The sequence below is a fragment of the Bacteroides mediterraneensis genome, assembly GCF_025993685.1.
Lineage (GTDB): Bacteria > Bacteroidota > Bacteroidia > Bacteroidales > Bacteroidaceae > Phocaeicola > Phocaeicola mediterraneensis_A.
Window position 1 is genome coordinate 4,017,948 of record NZ_DAJPEN010000001.1, and the last position, 25,077, is coordinate 4,043,024.

Annotated in this window: 15 protein-coding genes; 6 read left to right on the forward strand and 9 right to left on the reverse strand. The window is 46.9% G+C overall.

What is annotated here, in order from left to right:
- Window position 1: 1 nt before the first annotated feature.
- A complete protein-coding gene (locus tag OIM59_RS17090) occupies window positions 2-4,108 on the reverse strand; it encodes a hybrid sensor histidine kinase/response regulator transcription factor (RefSeq protein WP_303897861.1) in 4,107 nt (1,368 codons plus the stop codon).
- Between the two features lie 174 nt (window positions 4,109-4,282).
- On the opposite strand from OIM59_RS17090, the gene OIM59_RS17095 reads away from it, so the two are divergent.
- From OIM59_RS17095 to OIM59_RS17115, 5 genes are all read left to right on the forward strand, one after another.
- Window positions 4,283-5,791: a hypothetical protein gene (locus tag OIM59_RS17095; RefSeq protein ID WP_299168111.1), complete on the forward strand. Its 1,509-nt coding sequence runs from the start codon at window positions 4,283-4,285 to the stop codon at window positions 5,789-5,791.
- Window positions 5,792-5,811: 20 nt separating this feature from the next.
- Window positions 5,812-8,847 (forward strand): TonB-dependent receptor, encoded by a 3,036-nt coding sequence (locus OIM59_RS17100; RefSeq protein ID WP_299168113.1) that lies wholly within the window; start codon window positions 5,812-5,814, stop codon window positions 8,845-8,847.
- A 13-nt stretch (window positions 8,848-8,860) separates the two neighbouring features.
- Window positions 8,861-10,558 (forward strand): RagB/SusD family nutrient uptake outer membrane protein, encoded by a 1,698-nt coding sequence (locus OIM59_RS17105; protein WP_299168115.1) that lies wholly within the window; start codon window positions 8,861-8,863, stop codon window positions 10,556-10,558.
- 86 nt (window positions 10,559-10,644) lie between these two features.
- Entirely contained in the window at window positions 10,645-12,249 is a 1,605-nt protein-coding gene (locus tag OIM59_RS17110) for a glycoside hydrolase (RefSeq protein ID WP_299168118.1), read from the forward strand.
- Window positions 12,250-12,266: 17 nt separating this feature from the next.
- Window positions 12,267-14,681: a sugar-binding domain-containing protein gene (locus OIM59_RS17115; RefSeq protein ID WP_303897862.1), complete on the forward strand. Its 2,415-nt coding sequence runs from the start codon at window positions 12,267-12,269 to the stop codon at window positions 14,679-14,681.
- Window positions 14,682-14,873: 192 nt separating this feature from the next.
- Here the strand turns inward: OIM59_RS17115 and OIM59_RS17120 are convergent, their stop codons facing one another.
- Both OIM59_RS17120 and OIM59_RS17125 read right to left on the reverse strand, forming a co-directional pair.
- Window positions 14,874-15,359: an S-ribosylhomocysteine lyase gene (locus tag OIM59_RS17120; RefSeq protein ID WP_303897863.1), complete on the reverse strand. Its 486-nt coding sequence runs from the start codon at window positions 15,357-15,359 to the stop codon at window positions 14,874-14,876.
- A 6-nt stretch (window positions 15,360-15,365) separates the two neighbouring features.
- On the reverse strand, window positions 15,366-16,061 hold the full coding sequence (locus tag OIM59_RS17125) for a 5'-methylthioadenosine/adenosylhomocysteine nucleosidase (protein ID WP_022354135.1): 696 nt from the start codon (window positions 16,059-16,061) through the stop codon (window positions 15,366-15,368).
- A gap of 90 nt (window positions 16,062-16,151) precedes the next feature.
- Between OIM59_RS17125 and OIM59_RS17130 the strand changes: the two genes are divergently transcribed.
- A complete protein-coding gene (locus tag OIM59_RS17130; RefSeq protein WP_303898285.1) occupies window positions 16,152-18,644 on the forward strand; it encodes a YfhO family protein in 2,493 nt (830 codons plus the stop codon).
- Between the two features lie 43 nt (window positions 18,645-18,687).
- Here the strand turns inward: OIM59_RS17130 and OIM59_RS17135 are convergent, their stop codons facing one another.
- The 6 genes from OIM59_RS17135 to OIM59_RS17160 are packed head-to-tail and all read right to left on the reverse strand — an operon-like array spanning window position 18,688 to window position 25,046.
- Window positions 18,688-19,461: a glycosyltransferase family 2 protein gene (locus OIM59_RS17135; protein WP_299169943.1), complete on the reverse strand. Its 774-nt coding sequence runs from the start codon at window positions 19,459-19,461 to the stop codon at window positions 18,688-18,690.
- Window positions 19,454-20,716: a glycosyltransferase family 4 protein gene (locus OIM59_RS17140; protein WP_303897864.1), complete on the reverse strand. Its 1,263-nt coding sequence runs from the start codon at window positions 20,714-20,716 to the stop codon at window positions 19,454-19,456. Before OIM59_RS17140 ends, OIM59_RS17135 begins: the two co-directional genes overlap by 8 nt.
- A gap of 27 nt (window positions 20,717-20,743) precedes the next feature.
- Window positions 20,744-21,820 (reverse strand): glycosyltransferase, encoded by a 1,077-nt coding sequence (locus OIM59_RS17145; RefSeq protein ID WP_299169939.1) that lies wholly within the window; start codon window positions 21,818-21,820, stop codon window positions 20,744-20,746.
- 10 nt (window positions 21,821-21,830) lie between these two features.
- The gene (locus OIM59_RS17150; protein ID WP_299169937.1) at window positions 21,831-22,874 is read right to left on the reverse strand and encodes a hemolysin activation protein; all 1,044 of its coding nucleotides are present in this window, start codon (window positions 22,872-22,874) and stop codon (window positions 21,831-21,833) included.
- Complete coding sequence (locus OIM59_RS17155) at window positions 22,858-23,682, reverse strand: phosphorylcholine transferase LicD (RefSeq protein ID WP_299169935.1); 825 nt, start codon at window positions 23,680-23,682, stop codon at window positions 22,858-22,860. The genes OIM59_RS17150 and OIM59_RS17155 overlap by 17 nt, the downstream gene beginning before the upstream one ends.
- On the reverse strand, window positions 23,679-25,046 hold the full coding sequence (locus OIM59_RS17160) for a bifunctional cytidylyltransferase/SDR family oxidoreductase (protein WP_299169933.1): 1,368 nt from the start codon (window positions 25,044-25,046) through the stop codon (window positions 23,679-23,681). The genes OIM59_RS17155 and OIM59_RS17160 overlap by 4 nt, the downstream gene beginning before the upstream one ends.
- Window positions 25,047-25,077: the final 31 nt, after the last annotated feature.

Sequence of the window (25,077 nt, forward strand, 5' to 3'; positions counted from 1 at the left end):
CTCAACCCTCCTTTTCGTTGGTCGTATCCTCGATAGAAGTCCCTGTCAGCTGCTTCAGATAGTCTGAGGCCGACATGCCGAATTCTTCTTTAAAACACTGACGGAAATACACGTTGCTGTTGATGCCCACTTTGAAGGCGATTTCGGAGATGGTATATTTGCCCTCCAGCAGGTATTTCTCAGCCAGGTGCATTTTGATTTTCCGGATATATTCGTTGGTAGACATCCCTGTAAGCGCTTTCACTTTTCGGTAAAGCGTGGAACTGCTCATGCATAATGCGTTGGACAATACAGTGATATCCACGTTTTCTGCTGCGGAGAGGCTTTCCGTTATGATCTGGGTAATCTTGTCCAGGAATTCTTTGTCCAGTTTGTTCATCGATTCCGTGATGATGGCCCTCTTTTCCTCCATGCTTTGTCTTTGTGGCTTCTCCGGCCGGATAGCGAAACGTTCGGACAGTAGTCTCCGTTGTGCCAGCAGGTTACTGATTCGACTCTGCAGCAGGCTGGCGCTGAAAGGCTTGGTGAGGTAGGAGTCGGCCCCGGCCTGATATCCTTCCTCCTTGTCGGTGATGCTGTCTTTTGCAGTGAGGAGAATGACTGGGATATGGCTGGTACGGATGTCTGTTTTCAGCTTCTGGCACATCACGATACCGTTCATCACGGGCATCATGATGTCACTGACGACAATGTCGGGGGCACATTCAGTGGCTATTTTCAGCCCCTCCTTTCCATTAGAGGCGGTTTTCACTTCATATAAATCCGTGAACGCATCGGCAATATAGTCTCGGATGTCGGCATTGTCTTCCACCACCAGTACGATGGGACGTGAATTTTTTGCGTTGTCTGCCATTTCCAGCTTTTCCATGGTTTCTTCTTTCACTTCCTGCGTTTCTTCCTCTGTATGTATATCCTCTCCATGCAAGGCATTGGGATAAGTGTTGTTGGCCTGTAAACGCAGGTAGAAGGTTGTACCGATGTCGGGGAGGCTTTTCACTTGGATATCCCCTTCATGCAGGGTGACCAGATTCTTTACCAAGGCCAGTCCGATGCCTGTTCCCGAAGCCTGATGCTCCCCGCTTTCCTGATAATAGCGTTCAAAGATATGGTCGAGCGCCTCCTTTCCGATGCCATAGCCGGTATCTTCCACGGAAAGCTGTGCATATCGTACATCGTTTTCCGTAACCCATTCTGCCCGTACACGCACATAGCCTTTTTCGGTATATTTCAGCGCGTTGGAAATCAGGTTGTCCAGAATCATCATGATGACCTCCTTGTCGAAGAACAGAATCATGTTCTCTTCTTCCACCTCTATTAATATCTGTATGTTGGGATTGTTGTTCAATTCCTTGTATTTCAGCCCGGTTTCATAGACCGCACTGGTCAGGTTCCCTTTGGTGACACACAGTTTCTTGTTCTGAGTCTCCGTTTTCCGGAAATCCAGTATCTGGTTAATCAGGTTCAGCAGGCGGACAGCACTTTGATGGATGACCGAAATCCGGTGGTGATCTTTGGGAGAAAGGCTGCTGTTTTTCACCATGTCTTCCAGTGGTCCTAGAATCAGGGTGAGCGGTGTGCGTAATTCGTGCGTAATGTTGGTGAAGAACCTCAGCCGTTCGTCATTCAGTCTCTGTTCCTGTTCGTGACTCATCTTTTCAGACTCATACAGATACTCCAGGTTCAGTTTGCGTTTATAGGCCCACAGTCCGCCGATGAGGATTCCGACACCTCCAAGTACGTAAAGAATTTTTGCCCACCAGGAGAGCCAAAGGGGAGGAGCGATGACGATTTCCACTTTTGAGATATCATCCGACCACTCTTGGTTCCGGATGCGGGTTTTCACCTGGAACTCATATTTCCCCGGCGGCAGATTGCGGAAAGTCACGTTGTGCGGGTCTTTCACCGTGTACCATGCGTTTTCAAGTCCCTTCAGCATATAGGCATATTCCACTCTTTCGTTCAAGGAATAATCCTGTATGTGGAAGGAAATGTTGAAATTGTTCTGCAAAAATTTCAGCCGTATGCTTTCCCGGTTAATCAGGGGAATTTCCGTTTCATTGCTGTTTTCCGAGGTCAGCGGTTCATATATCGTTATTTTTCCGATTACAGCTTTGGGAGATTGTTTTTTATCCAGAATCTGGCTGGGAGTAAAATAGCACAGTCCGTTGGTCGAACCGAAGTAGAGAGTGTGGTTTTTATCCTTACAAACACTTCTACCCATAAAGCTGGCCATGGGGATGTTGTCCCTGTAATCGTAATTATAGATATCTTGCCTGTCTTTGGACAGACAGCTGATTCCTTGATTGGTGCTGAACCAGATATTTTTGTCGTCATCTTCTGTAATGGCCCAGATGAAAGTGTTGGTCAGTCCTTCATTACGTTGGAAGATTTTATACTTCCAAGGTGACTGGTTCTCAAATTGTACGAGTCCTTCCCCGGTAGCTGCCCATATATTCCCGGTTGAATCCTCAAAAAGCTGGTTGATGGTATTGGATGGGAATCCTCTGAAGGTGTTGAACTCCTTTAATTGTTTCCAATTGGGAGAATAAAGAAAGATTCCACTTCCAAAACTTCCTACCCATATTTGCCCTTTGGAGTCTTTGATGACTGAGCGTACCAGATTGTCGGGCATATTGATGTGATGGAGAATCTTTTGGGAGTTTCTGTCTATCTGGAAAACCCCTTCGCTCGTACCTACCCAGATGATGCCTTCCTTATCCTCAAAGAGTGACCGCACGTCATAGGTAGCCTGTTCCTTGGGAAAGATTTGCCGGAAGTTTCTAGTATGTTTGTCATAGAACATGATGCCTCCATAAAAGATGCCGAACCAAAGGTTGCCTTTCTGGTCACACAATGCGGCCTGTATGGAGTTTCCACTAAGGTTTCCACTGTTTTCGGTATAAGTCGCTATTCTTTGTCCGTTTTCCAGTACGTTGATGCCTCCTCCGTCTGTGCCCACCCATAAAGTGCCTTGTTTGTCAATGCAGACAGCGCTGGCGATATGGGCATTTAAATTGCTTCCCGGAGAGTTGGGGGAATAGCTGAACGATTTGAACAAGGCTGCATTGGGACTGAGAAAATTCACTCCTCCTCCCCATGTGCCGGCCCAGATGTTCTGGTTGGAATCTTGAAACAGGCAGCGTACGGTCGAATTATTCAGGTTGTATTCATTGTCTCCGGCCTGAATGAAGTGGACCTCTTCGGCTGTATTGAACATGCTTTTGGACAGGTCAATAATGGCGATGCCGCCAAATTCCGTGGCCACCCACAGCTCGTGTTCATTGAATTGCTGGATGTCATAAATGCGGTGAGAAAGGGGAGAGCCTTTTTCTCCAAAACGGATGAAGTTTTCCGTTTCAGGTTTATAAAGTGCCAGTCCCTTTTCTGTGCCAATCCAGATGTTGCCTGTATTGTCTTTGAAAATGCATTGTACGTTGTTGCTTGGGAGGGTGTGGATGTCTTGTTTGTCGTACGTAAAGTTCTTGATTCTTTTGTCCTTGATGGAAAGGATACTCATCCCATGCTGTGCGTGTCCGATGTATAAGTTTCCTTTGTGGTCGTCTGCCACTGCCCAGACCGTATTACTGGGGAGTCCGGGGACAGTGCCCTGATTATAATGTGTGAATTTTCCGGTGGCTTTATCCAGATAGTCGATGCCTCTCCAGTACGTGGTTATCCATAAATTTCCATCGGCTGCAACCGACAGGCTGGTGACATCGTTGGTGGCGATGCTGTTCGGGTCTTTGGGGTTGTGTTGGAAGACAATCTGCTGGCATGTCTTATAGTTGAATGCATTTAATCCTGCCCGTTGGGTGGCAATCCATAGAATAGGCTCTTTGGGGTCGTCCAACAGACAATTTAGTTCATTGCCTGTCAAGTTGAGTGAACTCCTTTCTTCTTTTTTGTAGAATGAAGTGAAGGAATTTCCCTCCAATTTGTTCAGTCCTTCTTCGGTGGCGAACCAAAGATAGCCGTTTTTGTCTTCCGCGATGTCGATGACATAGCTGTTGGAGAGTTTTTTCTCCAGTCCTAACTTTTTAATGGTGTAGAGTTGTGCCTGGATAACAAGGGATTGCAGGAGTAAAAGCAAGGTAAAACAAGTTCTCATATCATGGATTTTTTAGCGTTTCAAAAATACGAATATTTGTGGAATTAACAGTATGTAAATCGTGCAATGAGCGATTTGTGGTCGCTCATTGCACGATAGGTTTTGTATTAAATTTAAGGTAATAAGTATTTTCGCACTCGAAAAAATAATGTTTAATCATAAATGCTAATAATTATGAGGACAAGATTCTTGAAAGTTTCTTTGCTCTGTGTGCTTTTTGCCACAGGGGTCTTTGTAACAGGTTGTAGTGATGATAATAAGTATGCGGATGTGGATGGGGAAGCACCTGTTGCAGTATTAAAAGCTGACCATATTCAGAGTGGTGCCGGACATGACTTCACGATTGAAGGAACGCTTACGGATGCAGACGGTATTTCTGCAATTAAATTGGAATGTGCAGATTTGTATCTGAACAAGACCATTGATTTGATTGATATTTATGGGGCTCCTCAAACCTCTTACGATTTGAGCTATAAATTCAGTCTGGCAAAAGATGAAGTCGGTGAACAGTTCACGGTAAAGGTAACTGTCATAGATGTCGGTGGACGTGAGACTTCACAAGATGTGTTGATTACAATGGACGGAGATTTTGAGAATCCCGTATTTGCAGTGGCGCCGGAAGATGGTAGCTTGGTGGCTATGTTGTTGAGAGATGGAAGTGTGGATCCTTATGATATGCAGCTTCAGTTGACTGACGACCGGGCATTGAAATCTTTGTATTTGGATATCGAAGGTGCTGCGGGGTATGAAGATGTAGTAATAGACATTGATAGTGTACCTTCTTTTACTTATACTTGGAAGATTGAATTGCCTGCTGAGAAGAAAGATTATCCGGCAACTATCGTAGTGACTGACTATGCAGAAAAAACTGATACCGTTAGATGTACGATATCTGTTACCGATGTGGTTGATTTTGAAAAAATGTATTTAGCAGATGTGGCCACTGATGCAGAACTGAATAGCGATGTATTTGGCGTCCCGATGTTGGTTAATCACGTAGGGGAATATCAGTATGAAGCTCTCTATTATAATGCGAAGAGTGGTACGGAGATTTATTTCCTTCCGCAGAATACAAGTTTTTCTCCGATATGTTATGGTCTTGATCCTGCAAATAACGAGAGACTGACAGATAATCCTTCTTTGGCAGAACCAATTGTATTGGATCAAGCAAATGTATATTATAAGATTGATTTCAATATTCTGGAGAAGACGTACAGCATGAGTGTTTATTCCTTGGAGGAAGCTCAAGATCCATGGGATCCTACTGTGCTGACATACGGTGAGAAATGCTTTGACCTTTGGGGAGACGGTTCTGAATATATCAACTTCACATTTGGATTGACTTCTGATAATCCTACAGGTGTAAAATCATTCATTCAAGATGAAACAAATCCTCATTTGTTCTATTCTGAACCGATGGAACTGGCATCCGGTGAGCAGATGAATTTTATTATCCATAATTATCATACTTCTGAATGGTGGAACATGGTTAGATGGTGTAGTAATACTGAAACGGATTTGGATGTCTTCAATTATTATACACAGAGCGGATCACAAAATGATAAATACACAGGACCGAAGACTGGAAATGATGTATGGTCAAAGCCCACAGTGACTGTAGGAGGTACTTATCGTTTCTACTTCGATTCACATTTGGGTAGAGCCAAATTAGTAAAAGAATAATTAACCAATAATCATAAAACATGAAGAAACAATTTTTAATTGTATGTCTGATGCTGCTCTCGTTGTGTGGCTATGCACAGACACTTACTGTGAAAGGAACGGTAACTTCAGCTTCCGACAAGGAACCTATGATTGGTGCCACCGTGCAGATCAAAGGTTCAGGAAATGGAACGATTACCGGATTGGATGGTGACTATACGTTGACGAACGTCTCTTCAAATGCCGTATTGGTCTTTTCTTCTATTGGATATGACACACAGGAAATCCCTGTAAATGGAAAGACGGTCATTAATGTCGTATTGAAAGAAGCTACCGAGTTGTTGGATGAAGTAGTCGTAATCGGTTATGGTACCGTAAAGAAAAGCGACTTGACCAGCTCCATTTCTACTGTAAAAGGAGAAGAAATCACGCAGTCTGTAACGGGTAACGCCATGGATGCCTTGCAAGGAAAAATCAATGGTGTGCAAGTGGCCAGCGGTGGTGGACCGGGTACTACTCCGAAGGTCTTGATTCGTGGTGTCACTACTGTCAACGGTAGTAATCCGCTTTATGTAGTGGACGGTATGCCGGTTGGTGATAACATCAATTTCTTGAACAGCAATGATATTGAATCTATGGAAGTATTGAAGGATGCTTCTGCAGCTGCTATTTATGGTACTCGTGCTTCTAACGGTGTCATCTTGATTACTACGAAAAAAGGTAAATCTGGTAAGGCAAATGTGAACTTTAGTGCTTCTGTAGGTTTCCAGACTATTGCGAAGCCGGATATGGCAGATGCCGCTGAATATAAAGAAGTATATAACAAACGTTATACGAACGATGGCTCTACTTCCAACTGGAACGATACGGGAGCTACTACCAATCCGGGCGGAACAGACTGGTGGGATACAGTGGTCAACAAGACTGCCTTGGTTCAGAACTATGCTTTGAGTGTGGCTGGAGGTACAGACAAGCTGGTATATAACTTCAGCTTGGGTTATTACCGTAACAACTCTCAGTTTGATGTAGGTTATTGGGATAAGATCAACGTACGTTTGAATACCGAATATACCTTTAATAAGTATGTAAAGATGGGTGTGGACATCGCTCCCCGTATGGAATCATGGGACGATACACCGAATCAGTTCTCGTCTGCCATGTCAATGGACCCTACAACTCCTGTATTCAAGCCGGAATCAGAATGGGTAGATAATGAATATAACAATTACCAGCGTTCTTACAACAACCAGACTTGGAACCCGGCAGGTTCTATTGCCCGTTCCAACAGTCATTCACGTGAGATGGGTGCACTCTTGAATGCTTATTTGCAGATTAACCCTATCCAGAAACTGACTTTGCGTACACAGTTTGGTACCAATGCACATTTCCGTCGTTCAGACAGCTTTACACCGGAATTTAGCTTGGACCCACTGGAAAAGACCGATTTGAATGAAATTTCTCGTCAGTCACAGGAATGGTTAGACTGGAACTGGACAAACACCATTACTTATGCCGACACTTTTGCTGAAAAGCACAACTTGAATGTCATGGGAGGTTTCACTGCAGAACGTTATGCATGGTATAATACGAAAGCTTTACGTCGTGATTTGCCGAGCAACATCGACCAGATGCAGGAAGTAAATGCCGGTAATGCAGACAATGCAGAGGCTTATGGTGAAACAACTTTCAACTCCATGGTTTCTTTCCTGGGACGTGTGATGTATAACTATGCTAACCGCTATTATATTTCTGCTTCGTTACGTGCGGATGGTTCTTCTCGTTTCCCTGCAGGAAATAAATATGCGTTGTTCCCATCTGTATCTGCTTCTTGGCGTGTAATCAGTGAGGAATTTATGCAAAACCAGTCAATCTTCAGTGACTTGAAAGTCCGTGGAGGTTGGGGTCGTGTAGGTAACCAGAACATTGACAACAATGCTACTCTGACTTTGTTGGACCAGACACAGTATTATTTTGGTAAGACAAGTACATTGGCAAACGGTTACTTTATTTCTACCGTAGGTAATAATCAGCTGAAATGGGAAACCGTGGAAGACTGGAACGTGGGATTGGATATGTCATTCCTTGAATCTCGTTTGGGCGTGACTTTTGAATATTTCCAGAAGAAATCAAAAGACATGCTGTATGAAAAACAGAATATCTTCGCAATCGGTTATCCGAACTGGAACAGTACAGTATGGATGAACGTAGGTAGCATGAAGGCATACGGATGGGAATTAGGTTTGGACTGGCGTGATCAGAAGGGTGATTTCTCTTATAACATCGGTTTGAACTTGTCTTCTGTACGTAATAAAGCCATCAAGTTCTCTGGTGATGGACCGATTTATACCGGTGGATTCAACAGTGACCAGATTATCAGCAACGAGGATGGAGGTCTGATTTCTCGTTTCTACGGTTATGTGGCAGACGGACTGTTCCAGAACTGGGATGAGGTGTATGCACATACCGACGAACACGGAAATCTGATTCAGCCTAATGCTCAGCCTGGAGATATCCGTTTCAAGGACTTGAACCACGATGGTAATCTGGATGCCAGCGACAAGACTTTCATCGGTAACCCTTATCCGGACCTGATGATTGGTTTGAACCTGGGATTTACGTATAAGAATATCGATTTTGCCGCCAACTTCTATGGTACTGTGGGAAATGATATCTTTAATACGACAAAAGGATATTATTCTGGTGCCAACGGTCAGAATGTGTGGGCTGGTACACTGAATAAGGCATGGGATGGTGAAGGAACAAGCAACGACATTCCTCGCTTGTCTTATAACGACCTGAACCTGAACTATCAGCGTGTGTCCAGTTTCTATGTGGAAGATGGTTCTTATTTGCGTTGTAAATTGTTGCAGATTGGATATACTTTGCCTAAACAATGGGTAGGAGGTGCTAACTTGCGTATTTCATTCTCTGCACAGAATCCGTTTACGATTACCGGTTATTCAGGTATGGACCCGGAACGTCCGATGCTGGATGGTAGTGTAATTGAAACAGGTATCGATAACATTGCTTATCCGAACCCGCGTACATTCTTGTTTGGTATAGACTTTAAATTTTAATTCTTGAATAACTATGAAACAGCTATTAGCAATATTAACATTGTTTTCCTCGCTGACCTTTACTTCCTGCGAAGACTTCCTGACGGAAGAGGTGCGTGGACAGCAGAACCTCGACACTTATTTCACTACAGCCGATGAGTGCGAGTCCTATATTACCGGCTGCTACCAGGATATTACCTGTGGCGGATGGTGGAACATCAATACGGTATGGCTTTTGTCTGAGATGTGTAGTGATGATGCATGGATGGGAAATACCACACAGAGCCAGAGTGATTATATCTCATTGGCTCATTACCAAGGTAACGGAGCAAGCAATGGTCCGATTTCCAACTTCTGGCAATATCGTTACAAAGGTATCTTGCGTTGCAATGTGGCTATCGACCGTATCGGAAATGCAGGCTTGGAAGATAAAGAACTTCAAGACCGTTTAGTGGCAGAAGCTCGTTTCCTGCGTGGATATTTCTATTTTGAACTGGCTAGAAACTTCGGAGGAGTTCCTCTGATTACAGAGTTCAAGATGCCGGAAGAAATTCAGGGCATCACTCGTGCTTCGTTGGAAGATACTTATAAGTTTATTGAAGAAGATTTGAAGGCTGCTGCCGAAGTATTGCCTAAACGTAGTGAATATGCCGATGCGGACATGGGTCGTGCTACCAGTGGAGCTGCACTGGGTTTGCTGGGTAAGGTTTATCTGTATCAGGAAAAGTGGACAGAAGCTCGTGATGTGTTGCAGAAACTGATTCCGGAATCTGGTTATACGGGAGAAGATGCACAGACTACCGAATATGATTTGCTTCCTGACTTCGGAGATGTATGGAACAAGAACTATGACAACAGTGTGGAAAGCCTTTTCGAAGTGCAATATGAATATCATCCTACATTGGCATTAGGAGGTTCTCTTTCAACGGTGACTGGTGCCCGTAGCTGTGGTGCCGCATTGGGAGACGGATGGGCATGGTGCCAGCCTTCTGCCAACCTGGAAGCTGCTTATAGTGAAGATGATGTACGTCGTGAATGGACAATTATCAAAACTGGATGTACGGAAATCAAAGGAGAAACAGCCGACAATTTTGCAACAATCTTGAAAGATAACAAAGAGATTGCTAACTATAAGGAATATGTGGAAAGATATAATCTGCCGGAAAATTGCTTGGTAATTGATCCGTCGGGTCATAAATCAGCTCGTATCATCCGTAAATATTATCTTCCGTTGAATGACCGTCCTGAGGTGTACAACACAGACAAGAGCCCGCTGAATCATCGTATCCTGCGTTATGCGGATGTATTGCTGATGTATGCGGAAGCTTGCAACGAGTTGGGAGATGATACACATGCACAGGCTGCACTGAACCGTGTACGTAATCGTGCAGGTCTGGCTTCTGTGACGGTGACTGGTAATGACCTTCGTCATGCCATCCGTAATGAACGTCGTCTGGAACTGGCTTTTGAACAGAATCGTTTGTATGATATCCGCCGCTGGAAAGACGACAATGGCAAACCGGTAATCGCCAACTTGATGGGTGAAAATGGTTCATTTGTGAAATGGAACACAGATCCTGCTACTCGTGATGCAATGGAATGGGATAATCAGGGTGAAGCAAGCGATAAAGGAAAATCATTCCGTGAAGACCGCGACCTTCTTTTCCCGATACCTTTGTACGAGGTAACGATGTCGAACGGATCTATCGAACAGAATCCAAATTGGAACTAATAGGGTAAAAAGATGAATTGATTATGCCATTCAGAGGAATGTCTTAAGTTCTTCTGGATGGCATTTTTATTTAAAATTTTGTAGTGATGAAAAAATATGCAATCATATTGGGCGCTTTGAGTCTGGCCGCATGCAGTGATAACACTCCCGAAAATCCTGGAGAAAATCAGGAAGAAATAGTCAGTGTGGAAAAAAATGTAACGATTAATGCGGGACAGGCTTTTCAGACAATGGTCGGCTTTGGTGCATCCGACTGTTGGACACCTGCGTATATTGGTAAATATTGGACAAGTAGCCGTGACCGTATTTCTGAACTTTTGTTCTCCTCGGAAATTGTGGATGGACAGCCAAAAGGAATCGGACTCTCCATGTGGCGGGTAAATTTAGGCGGTGGAAGCGCAGAACAAGGCGATGGAAGTGGTATTGTAGACAAATCACGACGTGCGGAATCTTATCTGACGGATAACTTGTCGTTGGACTGGACGCGTTGTGAGGGGCAGCGGTATTTCATGAGCCGGGCTAAAGAGTTTGGAATTGATAATTTCGTTTTGTTTAGTAATACTCCTCCGGTGCAGTACACCTTGAACGGAAAGGGATTTTCCCAAAATGGAGGCAGTGCGAACCTGAAATCAGAGTGCTATGATGATTTTGCTTCTTATATGGCGGAGGTCGCTAAACATTATGTGGATGAAGGATATCCGGTCAGCCATATCTCTCCGGTGAATGAACCGCAGTATAATTGGGATGGGAATGGTCAGGAAGGTAGTGGCTGGAAGAATGAGGAAGTGGCTAAACTGGCTCGGGAGCTTGATGCTCAGCTGACTCAAAAAGGTCTTTCTACTAATATTTTATTAGGAGAATCCGGAGATTGGGAGTATCTTTACAAGGTGAAGGATGATGCGAACCGCAGTAATGTACTTTCGGCCTTTTTCTCTTCTTCATCTCCTGCCTATGTGGGTAATCTGTCGCATGTGGAGAAGTTGATTTGTGGACATAGTTATTGGACAGATGGCACGTGGGATGGAATGCGTGACGTGCGTAAAAAAGTGGCACAGGCTGCCGAACAGTATGGGGTAGATGTGTGGCAAAGTGAATGGAGTATGCTGGGCGATAATTATAGTTCGTCGGAATTTGTCGGATATGATGCCGCTTCAGAAATGGATATCGCTTTGTATATGTCGAAAGTCATTCATAACGACCTGACGGTGGCTAACGTTACTTCCTGGAATTATTGGGTAGCAATGGATGTGTCCAGATGGGGACAGAAGAACCGTTTCTTATTGGTGGCATTGACTCCTAAAGGTTGGGCCGGAGACAAGGAAAGCATAGATAATCTGGAAGAAGAAGGAAGCTTCAATGCGACTTCAACTTTGTGGGTATTGGGTAATTACAGCCGTTTTATCCGTCCTGGATATCATCGGATTTCTATGACATTGAATGAGTCGATGAGTTTCTTCGGTTCTGCCTGGATGTCACCGCAGCAGGATTGCATTGTAGCGGTGTACACGAACTTGTCGAGCAAGGGCATTCGTTTGAACGAAACACGTCAGAATTGGGGTGGAGAACCGAAAACCATCAAGACGTATACCACTTCGGGCACCAAGCAATTGGTTGAGAAAGTTGTGCAAGAGGGAGACCCCGTGGTGTTGGATGCGGAAAGTGTGACTACTGTAGTGTATGAACTGAAATAGGAACCAATAAATTGAAGATGAAGAATAAGGTATTTTGGATGGTGTTATTAGGGCTGTTTTCTTGTATGTCGATGCATGCCCAAGTCTCTTTCGGAGAGGCAAAAAAATTTAACGATGGCTGGTTGTTCAGCCTTTCGGATGATAGCCTGAGTGCATCTGTTTCGTATGATGACAGTAAATGGCGGAAGCTGGACTTGCCACACGATTGGTCTATCGAGGGACAGTTGTCGCCTTCACTGGCAAGCTGTACGGGCTATCTGCCGGGAGGAATAGGTTGGTACCGGAAACATTTTCAGCTGACTGATGAGGCCGCACGTCATTATATCTATTTTGAAGGTGTGTATAACCGGAGTGAGGTGTATTTGAACGGACATCTCCTGGGAAAGCGCCCCAACGGATACATTTCTTTTATGTACGATATGACTCCGTATTTGAAAGAAGGCGACAATGTGCTGGCCGTGCGTGTAGACCATAGCCGGTATGCAGATTCCCGCTGGTACACGGGCTCGGGTATTTACCGGGATGTGTGGATGGTAGCGGCACCGGAGATTCATTTGGCACAATGGGGATTAGGTTGGCATGCAACTTCGATTACCGACAAGCAGGCTGTCGTTTCAGTAGAACTGGAAGTAGAAAAGCATGTAAAGGCTGAGGGCCGACTGGAAGTGAAGGCTGCCTTGTATGATGCGGATGGGAAGCTTGTGGCAGAAAACCGGAAAGATGTGGCTGGAAAGGAGAAAGGACTTTCCAAGCAAACGCTTTCGTTGAAGGTGAAGAAGCCGCACCGCTGGAACCTGGATGATCCTTATCTTTATACATTGAAGGCTGAGCTGTATTGCGATGGAAAGCGGATAGATGGCGCCTCTAGTTCTGTAGGCTTGCGTACACTTCAGTTTGATGCCAACAAGGGATTCGCATTGAACGGACAGTGGATGAAGGTGAAAGGGGTGTGTCTGCATCATGATGCCGGAGTGCTGGGTGCAGTCGTACCGCCGGAGGTTTGGGAAAGACGTTTGAAGAACTTGAAAGCAATCGGGGCGAATGCCATTCGTATGAGCCACAATCCGCAGGCTCCGGTGCTGTATGATTTATGTGACCGCATGGGATTTCTGGTCATGGATGAGGCTTCTGATGAATGGGAATTTCCGAAGCGAAAATGGATAAAAGGATGGAATGTGGGAGAACCCAGTTATGACGGTTCTTTCGACTTCTTTGAAGAATGGATTGAGCGGGATGTGACGGATATGGTACGTCGCGACCGGAATCATCCGTCTGTCTTTTTGTGGAGTATCGGAAATGAGGTGGATTATCCCAATGACCCTTATTCTCATCCGATATTGGATGGAGCAAAGATTAACCAGCCGATGTTCGGTGGCTATAAACCCGACGCGCCCGACGCCATGCGGATTGGGGTGATTGCCCAGAAACTGGCGGCTTGTGTGCGGGCCGTAGACACTTCACGTCCGGTTACGGGGGCACTGGCCGGTGTAATCATGTCCAACCAGACAGCTTACCCGGAAGCGGTAGACGTGGTGGGGTATAATTATACGGAAGACCGTTATGCAGAAGACCACAAAACTTATCCGAAGCGTATCATTTACGGAAGTGAAACAGGAGTAGGCATTGAGGCCTGGCATGCCGTTCGCGACAATGATTTTATTTTCGGACAGTTCTTGTGGACAGGTACCGATTATCTGGGTGAGGCCGGAAGATGGCCGTCCCGTGGATTGTATACAGGTTTGCTGGACTTCGGCAGTTTTGCGAAGCCGCGTGGTTATTTCCGGGCTTCGTTGTGGAGCGACAAACCGATGACATACATCGGTACTTATCCGGTGAAACCGGGACACGGTTGGCTTTCCATGGATGCCTGGGACAGCTGGAACTATGCTCCGGGCCAGCTGATTCGGGTAGTATGTTATACCAACGCGCCACAGGCACGCCTGTTGCTCGACGGAAAGGAAGTCGGACCGATGAAGCCTTACGATGACAAGAGCGGAATCATCTACTGGGACATTCCTTATCAGGATGGAGAACTTCGTGCCGAAGGTTGTGATGAAAGCGGGAAGGTACTTTCTACCTATACCATAAAGACTTCGGGACGTCCATACGCGCTGCGGGCTACGGTAGATAAGGACGTGTTGTCGCCGGAAAAAGCTACGGCTCATGTTACGATTGAAGTGGTCGATGAGCAGGGCACTGTGGTGAAATTGGGAGACAACGAAGTGACTTGTGAAATTGAGGGTCCCGCCCGTCTTTTAGGATTGGAAGGCTCAGATAACAGTGATATGAGTGATTATACGGATAACCGTCATCGAGCTTATCACGGCCGTTTGCTGGCTTATATCCAAACTACGGGACAGAAAGGAGAGATTCAGGTCAAACTGACTTCTCCGCTTTTGAAAGGAACGGAAGTGGTATTGAAAGCTGAATAATCCTCCTTAGGCAGTACTGCAGTACTCCCCTGAAAGTACTGGAGTACTGCCGAGGAAGTACTACGGTACTGCTTAGGAAGTACTGGCAGAGCACCGGCAGGCTGTCTGAAAGGCGCCTGGCCGGGCTTTTTGTTTTCTGGACCTGCCTCAGGAGATGCCCTTTGCGTGGCTTTTGGGGCAGGGAATATGATTTTACAGGGAAGCCGGATAGTTCAGGTTTTCTTCGGTGAGCTGTTCCAGCACTTCGTGCAGGAACTTGGCAGCTTCCCATTTCGCCATGGGCAAGTTCATCATAAGATAGTTGCCGCAATCTTTGGGAGTGGCGCCCGGCACTTCGCCTTCATAGTCGGCAATGAAGCGGAAGGTTTCGTTCATCAGCGGTGCAATGTCTTTGGATTGCAAGTCACCTTTCACTACCAGGTAGTTTCCGGTGAGGCAGCCCATCGGCCCCCAATAGATGATTTTATCGGCCCATACCGGATGGTTGCGCAGGAAAGTGGCAGCCAGGTGTTCGATGGTATGGATGGCAGCAGGGCCTAACGCCGGTTCACGGTTCGGCTCTTTCATGCGGATGTCGAAAGTGGTGACCACTTCATTTCCGACTTCATCTTTACGGGATACGAAAATACCACGTTTCAGATGAATATGGTCTACGGTAAAGCTTGGTATCTTTTTCATGATTCGTTATAGTTTGTTGGGTAATGCTTTCAAGAAAGTCTCGGTCACATGGAAGGAGCGGTCGGCCATTTCCCCCCAGAAGTTCAGGTACTGTTCAAAATGCTTGTCGGCTCCCGGAGTGTCACTGATGATGCGGAAGCTGATGAAAGGCACCTGATAGAGGTAGCATACCTGGGCGATGGAAGCTGATTCCATATCGACAGCCAGCCCTTCGGGGAAGTTACGCTTGATTTCGTCCAGTTCGCTGCGGTCGGTGATGAACTTGTCGCCCGTGCAGATAAGACCTCCGTGAATGGCTGTTTCCGTATCCAGTGAGAGCGCACACTGATAGAGCGTTTCGTTGCCTTGGAAGAACGTCGGGAGACCTTGTATCTGTCCGTAGGCATTGCCTTCGCCGCACCATACGTCGTGGTACACGATTTGCTGGCTGACTACCACATCCATTATTTTCAGGCAGCTGTCGATTCCTCCTGCCACTCCGGTGCTGATGATGCAGTCGGGCTGGAAGGTGCGGATGAGTTCCACGGTACCTGCGGCAGCATTGACTTTCCCGATGCCGCATTGCATCAGAATGATGGTATTGTGCTTGATGGAGCCTTCGATGTAGGTGAAGGGGCCCTCTTTACGTTCAGTCTTGTTCTCGAGTTGGTTGGCCAGTTGCTTCTGTTCGGAAGCCATGGCGGTGATGATTCCTATTTTCATGCGTTAAAAAAGATTTTCAGGGGCAAATTTACGACTTTTCAGGCAGTATTATGTTATCTTTGCCTGCCGAAAACATTAATTATGAATAATATGAACTTGTTCAAGAAACTACTGCCCGACGTGGTAGTCATCGTTCTTTTTGCTATCATTTCGTTTGCTTATTTCTTTCCGGCAGTGACCGAAGGACGCATTCTGGCACAGCACGATGCCGTGGCCGGTATCGGTTCGGGACGTGAGATGAGTGAATACTTGGAGAAGACAGGTGAGCGGACCCGGTGGACCAATTCTATTTTTGGCGGTATGCCTACCTATCAGATGTCGCCCAGTTACGACTCGACCGATACGTTGAGCTGGATTCAGAAGGTGTATCACCTCTTTTTGCCGACCTACGTGTGGTATGTGTTTGTAATGCTGCTGGGCTTTTATATCCTGTTGCGGGCTTTTGATTTCAAGATGTGGATGTCGGCACTGGGTGCCATTCTCTGGGCCTTTTCGTCTTATTTCTTCATCATCATTGCGGCCGGACATATCTGGAAGTTTGTGGCTTTGGCTTATATCCCGCCCACGATTGCCGGTATGGTACTGGCTTATCGGGGGAAACTGCTGGCGGGAGGTATTGTGACCGCTTTGTTTGTCGCGCTTCAGATTATGGCCAACCATCCGCAGATGAGTTATTACTTCTTGTTTGTCATGCTGTTTATGGCCATCGCCTATGGCGTGATGGCATGGCGGGAAAAGAAGATGCCTCAGTTTATCAAAGCGACAGTAGTCTTGGTTGTAGCGGGTCTGGTAGGGGTCTGCGTGAACTTGTCGAACCTGTATCACACGTATGAATACAGCAAGGAGACCATGCGTGGCAAGAGCGAACTGGTGAGAGAAAACAATCCGGACCAGACAAGCAGCGGATTGGAAAGAAGCTATATCACCCAGTGGAGTTATGGAATCGGGGAAACTTTCTCCTTGCTGGTACCCAATGTGAAAGGAGGTGCTTCCGTACCGTTGGCAAACAATGAAAAGGCCATGGAGAAGGCCGACCCGAATTACATGGGGTTGTATAGCCAGCTGGGACAATATTGGGGTGAACAGCCCGGTACTTCCGGACCGGTGTATGTGGGTGCCTTCGTGATGTTCCTTTTCATTCTGGGGCTGTTCATTGTGAAGGGTCCGATGAAATGGGCATTAGTAGTCGGTACCGCGTTCTCCATCTTGCTCTCCTGGGGACATAACTTCATGGGGCTGACGGATTTCTTTATCGACTATATCCCGATGTACAGCAAGTTCCGTGCGGTATCTTCCATTCTGGTTATTGCAGAGTTTACCATTCCTTTGCTGGCCATTATGGCATTGAAAGAAGTGGTAGAGCGTCCGCAATTGTGGAATGAATCGCGCAAAGCCTTTTACATTACTTTTGTGTTGACGGGCGGCCTGTCTTTGCTGTTTGCATTGGCGCCGAGCTTCTTCTTCCCGTCGTATGTCTCTTCTGCCGAAATGAACGCGTTGCAGAATGCCATTCCGGCCGACCAGCTGGCTCCGATTCTGGTCAATCTGGAAGAGGTGCGTAAATCCATTTTTACGTCCGACGCATGGCGCAGTTTCTTTGTGGTATTGATAGGGGCAGTGCTGTTGTGGGCGTATTGTGCCGGGAAATTGAAGGCCAAACTGCTGGTGGGCTTGCTGGCTTTGCTGTGTCTGGTGGATATGTGGAGCGTCAACAAACGCTATCTGTACGATGAACAGTTCGTGGCAAAAGGCACGGAGATGCAGCCATTCCTGGAGCCGTCGGAAACTGACCGGGAGATTCTACAAGACAAATCGTTGGACTACCGTGTGTTGAACTTGTCCGTCAATACGTTCAATGAAAACAATACGGCCTACTGGCACAAGAGTATTGGTGGATATCATGCCGCCAAGCTTCGTCGTTATCAGGAGATGATTGACGAACATATCCAAGGTGAGATTACTTCTTTGTTTAAGACGTTGCCGGCAGTAAATGCCGATTTGAGTCAGGTGGGCGATACGCTGACACCGGTGCTGAACATGCTGAACACGCGCTATTTCATCATCCCGCTGCAGCAGGGCAAGACCATTCCGGTATTCAATCCGCATGCGTTAGGCAATGCTTGGTTTGTGGAGAAGGTGCAATACGTGAACAATGCCAATGAGGAAATAGAGGCCTTGCATCACGTCAATCCGGCAACGGTGGCCGTGGTCGACAAGAAGTTCCAGAATGAGGTGAAGGCGTCTGCGGGAGCCGATAGTTTGAATTCGATTGTGTTGAAGAATTATGAGCCGAACGCCCTGAAATATGAAGTCAATTCACCGAAAGGAGGAACCGTGGTCTTTGCCGAAATCTATTATCCGGGCTGGCGTTCGTTCATTGATGGAAAAGAAGTACCTCATGGCCGTGCAGATTACATTCTGCGTGCGATGAACGTGCCGGCAGGAAAGCATGTGGTAGAATTTACGTTCGACCCGAAATCACTGCATGTGACGGAAACGGTTGCTTTTGTGGCACTGGGAATCCTGTTGCTGGCAATCGTCGTAGCTGTGGTATTGGCTTGGAGAAAGCAGAAAAAAGAATAAAGGAAAATTACTTTGAGAAGATAAAACGTCCTGTGGAAAATGCTTATGCATTGGAAACAGGACGTTTCTTGTTTTTTAGGGCCCGGACGACGAACCAGGCATGGCGCATGACGGTAGATACCACTCCATAGTGCTTGCACATGATGTGGAAGCGTTCTTTCAGGGATGCCTTATGGTTGCGGGTGGTCATTCCTTCATTCAGGTAATCAATGAGTATGAGGTGAGTGTGATGGAGCACCTTGCTTTTTTTCATGATTCGGATGCACCAGTCAAAGTCGGCCGAGAAACGGTAGTGCAGGTCGTAGGGTTCTACCAGGTCACGGCGGGCAAAGAAAGCCTGATGGCAGACCAGCATGCCTTCCTTGAAGCTTTTCCAGTTCAGGTTTTCGGGGGGACTGAGACGGCGCATGTGCAGAAAGTGTCCTTCTTCGTCCACGATGGCCGTGTCGCCATATAGCACATCCGGCAGGGTTGATTCCGTAAGAGAATGCACCATGAGCTGGAGGGTATCGTCTTCGTGCAGCTCATCGCCGGCATTCAGGAAACAAAGGTAATCGCCGGTAGCCAGCCTGATACCTTTGTTCATGGCGTCATACAGTCCTTTGTCCGGTTCGCTCACCACCGTGTGTATGTGCTCCTTGTACTGGTCGACAATCTGTAGCGTACGGTCTTTCGACCCTCCGTCCACGATGATGTATTCCACATTCTTGTACGTTTGCGTGATGACACTTTGAATGGTATCTTCCAATACGGCTCCGGCATTGTAAGTGACGGTAATGATAGAGAACTTGGGATGTAAGTGGTGAAAATTATGCATTTTTTCCGGTAATGTGGTTGTATATTTGAATGTACTGGTTGGCCACCGTCATTTCAGAATACGTGGTTACTGCTTTACGGTAGGCTTCAGAACTCAACGTATCGTAGTCACCTTCGGTGAGAGTCCAGCAGATGCCATTGGCCAAATCCTCAGCCGATTTGTATCGGGCTACATAACCATTGTGAAGGTGGTCAATCATTTGAGGGATACCTCCTACATTGAAGCCTACACAAGGAATACCGCAGGCCATTGCTTCCACAATGGTGTTGGGCAGGTTGTCTTGCAGTGAAGGGGTCACGTAGAGGTCGACGGCATTATAGATATCCACCAGCTCCTTTTCGTTGCTGACGTAGTTCATCGGGTAGATGGGGAAGGGGAAGAGTGACTTGCACTGTTCGGCTTGGCTTCCCAGCACCACTACGCCTAATTGCCGACTGAGTTCAGGCTCTTGTCGGGACAGCAGTTTGCAGGCTTCTATCAGGTAATCGATGCCTTTCCGTTTGTCGGTGATTTTCATGGAACCGAACAACAACAGCTTTTTGTCGGTGGGAAGATGCAGCTTTTCACGCGCGAATTTCTTGGCCCGTGGCTTGAACAGATTGGTATTGATGGCATTAGGGATATTGGTGATGGCGTGCCCCTGGAGCAAGGAACTTTTCCGGGCCATGGCTTCCAGCCACCGGCTGCAGGCGATGAACGTGATGGGGGCTGTGGCATACAGTTTTTGTTTCTTGCGGAAGGTCTTTTCCGACAAGTCATGGCGGTGAGGTTTCAGCAGGAGCGGGCAGTTGTGGCATTCCGTGGTGTATTTCTCACATTCTCCTGAATAGTGGCAAATGCCGGTAAAAGGCCACATGTCGTGCAGCGTCCATACTACGGGCTTGCCCGAAGAAAGGATACGTTGTATGTCCTTTAAAGAAAGCATCCCCTGATTGATCCAGTGCAGGTGGATGACATCGGCCTGGCGAAATTCGGGTAGGGAAGTGATGTCCGTGCCCGTGTTGGCGATGTCGACAGCGAACAGGTTGTGGCGCTTGAAACCGTTGGCTGCCCAGATGACAATGCGTTCCCACGTGAATTGCCAGATTCTACGCCATGATTTCTTGAGTGAGACAACGGTTACCTGGTCGGTCTGTTTGTTGCGGACCAGCATTTTGGCTTTTATCCCGTTGTTTTTCAGGGCTTCCATCAGCCGGTTGGCCGCAATGGCGGCACCTCCTATGCGTTCAGCAGTATTGATGATAAGTACTCTCATGGCGTGTCGTTCAAATTTTCTGCAAAGTTAGGAGTTTTTTGCACTTATGTGCAACAGTCTTTCGGCAATTTCCTTACTGAATAGAGCCAAATTAAATCGTTCTTCTCCTAATTTCCGGGCATTTCTTCCCATTCGTTCTGCATCTTCCGGATGGGTATGCAGGTAACGGATGGCTTTTACCCAGCCTTCCACATCACCATATTCCACCGCAATGCCGATTCCTTCTTTTTCAATGTCAATCTCGAAGTTGGGATTCTTTGAGCAGATGACCGGGATGCCCAGTGCGTATGCTTCCACTAAGGTGGTGAGTCCTACGGTATAAGGAAAGTCCAGACAGCAGATGACAATGGCTTTTTTCCGGGCCACTTTCTTTGCCAGCTCGTAAGGGATGACTCCTTCGGTGTAGTGGATGTGGATGTTGTCGGTCAGTGTCAGGCTGTCGGCTATCTGTTTGTAATTGAGATAGCCACATTCTTCCGCAATGAAGACCTCCAGGTCTTCCTCCGTCTGTGAGAAAGCTTCCAGCATGGTTTTCAGGTCGCGGTTTTCCTTTCCGGTCGAGATGTAGCCTTCCCGTGGTTGTGGGGGAAGTTCTTTGAGCAGGTGGTCGTAGAAAGCCAGATCCGGCCCCCAGTGAATCAGCTCCAGCTTATGTTCCGGCACTTTGTGGGTGGCGATGGAATCTTGAATCAGTTTCCGGCTGAAGAGGAACATGTGGTCGATGCCCCGGTAGAAGAAACGGGAGATGGCTTCTTTCAGCCGATGAGGTGACTTGCGCAAAGCGGTGTGATGCCATATCACAATGGGTTTCCGATACAGGCCGAGGGCTCGTAAGAAGATTATCAGTTCCAAACCCCGGAAAGAGGTGCCGTAAAGCACCTCATATTTCTCTTTGCAGAAAAGAATTTCTTTGGTAGCATAGAGCATCAGTTTCCATCGGCTGGAAAAGGCTTTATAACGGTGCATGACCGACTGGATGCCGTAGTTTTCCAGCAAAGGCAAGCCATACAGAATATGTCCGGGAAAGCGGAAGTCTTTCCATTCTTCATAACTTTCCCGTGTGAGACGGGTGTGATAGAAATAAATATTGAGTTTTGGGTTCATGTCTCAGGTATTAACGCCATTTGTTACGTCCTAACCATTTATTGATGCGGTTGATCAATGCTTTTCCAATGTTCTTGAAATTTCCGTGGCATAGGTTCAAGTAGAGCTCTTCGAACGAGCGTCCGATTTTAATCCACGGATGTCCCCAGGCCATGATGCGGAACATCCGATTTTTGTAGCCCACATTCTCAATGACATAACGCGGGTGTTTCAGCGGGAAGTTCAGTTCATGGCGCTGCATGGTAAAAATGCGGCGATATCCTCTTGGGAGCAAGTCGTTGCTTCCGCCAAAGTGAGTGGAACCGGCGGTAGCTCCCAGGTTATTAATCATGTTCCTGGACGGGACAATGCTCAGGCCGGAATTAAAGAATATGGCTGCATGAAAGATTGTTTCATAATAAGCTTTCCCGCTTTCCCGATGGTGACGGCAAAACTCGATAAATTCTTTCTGGTATTTTCTTTCTTTGATGTATTCTTCCAGTTGTTGCAGGTTGAAAGCATCGTCCAGGAAACTATAGTGTTCATCCCATTGGTCGATGACACGACGCCAGCTGGCCCATCCTGAGATGGAGAAAGTCGTAGCAAAGAAATAATCGTACGGCATGTCTTTACTGATTTCATCGTAGTTTATTCCCGTAATCATACTGATACGTGTGTCATGCTCATATTTGTCCAGCAGTTCTTTGCAGAATGGGAAAAAGGAGAGTGAAGGAATGTCATCGTCTTCAAGTACAATGCATTTCTCGACAATGGAAAAGGCCCATTTTTGAGAAAGATATTCAGATGGGTCACAACCAAAATTCTTTTCCTGGTACCATTGATGCACTTCACATTCCCAGTCTATTTCATCGACTATCTTTCGGCAAGCCAAAATGCCGGGCATATCTTTTTCTCCTCTTGGGCCATCCTGATAGAGGAACAGCTTGGAAGGACGGGCCTTTTTAACTTGTTCGAATACGGCAGACAGAGGTTCAGGGCGGTTGAAAAACAGAATCAATACGGCCACATCAACAAGGGCCGGATTGCTATGTATGAGTTTATTTGTTGTTTCCATGGTTTATAAGTTCCGGATGTACATAAATGGCATGTATCTTGCGTTTATCCTCTGGCGGGATTTCCATATAATTCTTGTAGAGGTCTTTCAGGTAGGCGTCCGGGTTGTGCGGAGCCGGAAATTCTTTTCCTTCAAAGGTCATGCGGCCCAGCGGGAAGATGGAGTCTTTGCGGTGCATGATGCCGTATCCGTTGTTGATAAGGATATTGGACATGTAGGTATCTTTGGGATAAAGAAGGTTGAGCAATCCCCAGAGGGTCCGATAGAGACCGTATTTGGCATGAAACCAGAAGTATTCGGCAAAGGCACGCAAGGAATAGTAGTGCGCCTTGTGCAGGATGGAGTAGCTGGTAGAAATGCCTTTGGTCAGTTTTTTTACCCACGATTTCGGTACGCTGGGATAATCAATAAAGGGGAAGATGTCGATGTACAGTCCCTTCTGGTAGGGGGCCTGCATGTTATCTCCGCTTTCGATGTACAGCGAGTTCAGGTCGCGCACCTTGACAATCGGTTCCTTGTGGGTAGGGTCGCTTTCCGAAGTTTGCAGGAAGAGTCCTTCGCGCAGTTCCTGAGGGGCTACGCGGATAAACTCTTTCAGCCCTTCCAAGGTCATGGCGATGTCGATGTCGTCGTCCCAGGGGATGAATCCTCCGTGACGGATGGCTCCCAGCAGGCTGCCGCCATCCAGCCAGTAGTCAATCCGGTGCTTCCGGCAGATGCGGTCTACTTCTTCCAGGATGGAGAGCTGCTTTAATTGGCAAACTCTCAGGTTTTGCTTTACATATTCAGTCAGGAACGGATTGTTCATAATGTTTCCCGTTTTACGTCAATCACTTGTCCGGTATAGTCGGAGGCTAAGGTTCTCAGGGTGGCTTCGGCCACTTTCTCTGCCGATAGCAGACTGTCTTCCGGTTCAATGCCGAAGTTATGTACCCGCATCGGGGTCTTGGTCCGTTCCGGGTTGATACAGTTGATATGGATACCGAAACTTTCCCATTCTTGGGCAATGGCCTGTACAAAGTTCACGATGGCCGCCTTTGTCGACGAATAGATGCTGTAGAAAGCCCGTCCACGGGTGTAAGAGCTGGATGTGAAGAAAATCAGTTGTCCCTTGGTCTCTTTCAGGTAGGGGAAGGCTTCCAGGGCCACGTTGACCGTACCCATGTAGTTGGTCTGTACAGCCGACTGGATGGTCTCGTAAGAGGTGGAAATCAACGGTTCTTTGTTGAGTACACCGGCCGTATTGACTACGAAATCAATGCGTTTCTCTTTCTGGTAGACCGATTCCAAGGCTTCCTTCACTGCCTGTCGGTTACCTACATCCGTATGGTTGAGGCTGCGGGAGAAACAGTACACCTTTCCGCCTTTTTCCTGCAGCATGCGGGCGGTCTCAGCGCCGATACCATAGCTTCCTCCGAAGATGACAGCCACTTTGTCGCGGAAAGTCTCTTCTTGAATTGGTTCGTGGTTCAGCTCACTTTTCCGGAGCTGGAAGAACTTGTCGAGCAGATACGTATCCTCCTTGTAGGTCAGCTTCATGTTGCTTTCTTCCCCTTGTACCACGTAGATGGGTACTTCCGGCAGATATTTCTTCACTACGCCACAGTCGTCCGTCACTTTGAAGTTCGGGTCTTTCAGCGCAATCTGGTAGGCCTTCCGGATGGTGTCGATAGCAAAAGCCTGCGGAGTCTGTCCGCGTCTCAGTCGGGAACGGTCTGGAATCTGGCAGATGAAATCGTCTTCCACCTCGATGATGGTATCGGCAGAAGGCAGGGCCACGTCAATCGCCTCATATTTGTCGAGCGCTTCAATCACGTCGTTGAGGATGCGCTGGCTGATGAGCGGGCGTACGGCGTCATGAAAAATCAGGTTGACATCACTGTCGGCGTAGGCTTCAATGGCAGAAAGGCTGGAATCGTACCGTTCTTTTCCTCCTTTGAGGATTTTCTTGATTTTCTTCCATCCGTTTTTGATGACGATGTTCTCAAATTCAGAAATATAGAACGGGTTGGAGACGATGGCAATCTCGTCGATGTGGGGATTGCGTTCGAAGGCGTCTACCGTGTGTTCCACGACCATCTTTCCGGCCACCTTGAAGAATTGTTTGGGAGTGGAAAGTCCCAGTCGGCTTCCTACCCCTCCGGCTAATATGACTGCAATGTTCTTTTTCATGCGTGTATGGACGATAAATTGTGACAAAAAT

What these genes read in the sequence shown, in the direction of transcription:
- OIM59_RS17090 (WP_303897861.1), bottom strand. Translation starts at nt 4,108, where the DNA reads ATGAGAACTTGTTTTACCTTGCTTTTACTCCTGCAATCCCTTGTTATC.
- OIM59_RS17095 (WP_299168111.1), top strand. Translation starts at nt 4,283, where the DNA reads ATGAGGACAAGATTCTTGAAAGTTTCTTTGCTCTGTGTGCTTTTTGCC.
- OIM59_RS17100 (WP_299168113.1), top strand. Translation starts at nt 5,812, where the DNA reads ATGAAGAAACAATTTTTAATTGTATGTCTGATGCTGCTCTCGTTGTGT.
- OIM59_RS17105 (WP_299168115.1), top strand. Translation starts at nt 8,861, where the DNA reads ATGAAACAGCTATTAGCAATATTAACATTGTTTTCCTCGCTGACCTTT.
- OIM59_RS17110 (WP_299168118.1), top strand. Translation starts at nt 10,645, where the DNA reads ATGAAAAAATATGCAATCATATTGGGCGCTTTGAGTCTGGCCGCATGC.
- OIM59_RS17115 (WP_303897862.1), top strand. Translation starts at nt 12,267, where the DNA reads ATGAAGAATAAGGTATTTTGGATGGTGTTATTAGGGCTGTTTTCTTGT.
- OIM59_RS17120 (WP_303897863.1), bottom strand. Translation starts at nt 15,359, where the DNA reads ATGAAAAAGATACCAAGCTTTACCGTAGACCATATTCATCTGAAACGT.
- OIM59_RS17125 (WP_022354135.1), bottom strand. Translation starts at nt 16,061, where the DNA reads ATGAAAATAGGAATCATCACCGCCATGGCTTCCGAACAGAAGCAACTG.
- OIM59_RS17130 (WP_303898285.1), top strand. Translation starts at nt 16,152, where the DNA reads ATGAACTTGTTCAAGAAACTACTGCCCGACGTGGTAGTCATCGTTCTT.
- OIM59_RS17135 (WP_299169943.1), bottom strand. Translation starts at nt 19,461, where the DNA reads ATGCATAATTTTCACCACTTACATCCCAAGTTCTCTATCATTACCGTC.
- OIM59_RS17140 (WP_303897864.1), bottom strand. Translation starts at nt 20,716, where the DNA reads ATGAGAGTACTTATCATCAATACTGCTGAACGCATAGGAGGTGCCGCC.
- OIM59_RS17145 (WP_299169939.1), bottom strand. Translation starts at nt 21,820, where the DNA reads ATGAACCCAAAACTCAATATTTATTTCTATCACACCCGTCTCACACGG.
- OIM59_RS17150 (WP_299169937.1), bottom strand. Translation starts at nt 22,874, where the DNA reads ATGGAAACAACAAATAAACTCATACATAGCAATCCGGCCCTTGTTGAT.
- OIM59_RS17155 (WP_299169935.1), bottom strand. Translation starts at nt 23,682, where the DNA reads ATGAACAATCCGTTCCTGACTGAATATGTAAAGCAAAACCTGAGAGTT.
- OIM59_RS17160 (WP_299169933.1), bottom strand. Translation starts at nt 25,046, where the DNA reads ATGAAAAAGAACATTGCAGTCATATTAGCCGGAGGGGTAGGAAGCCGA.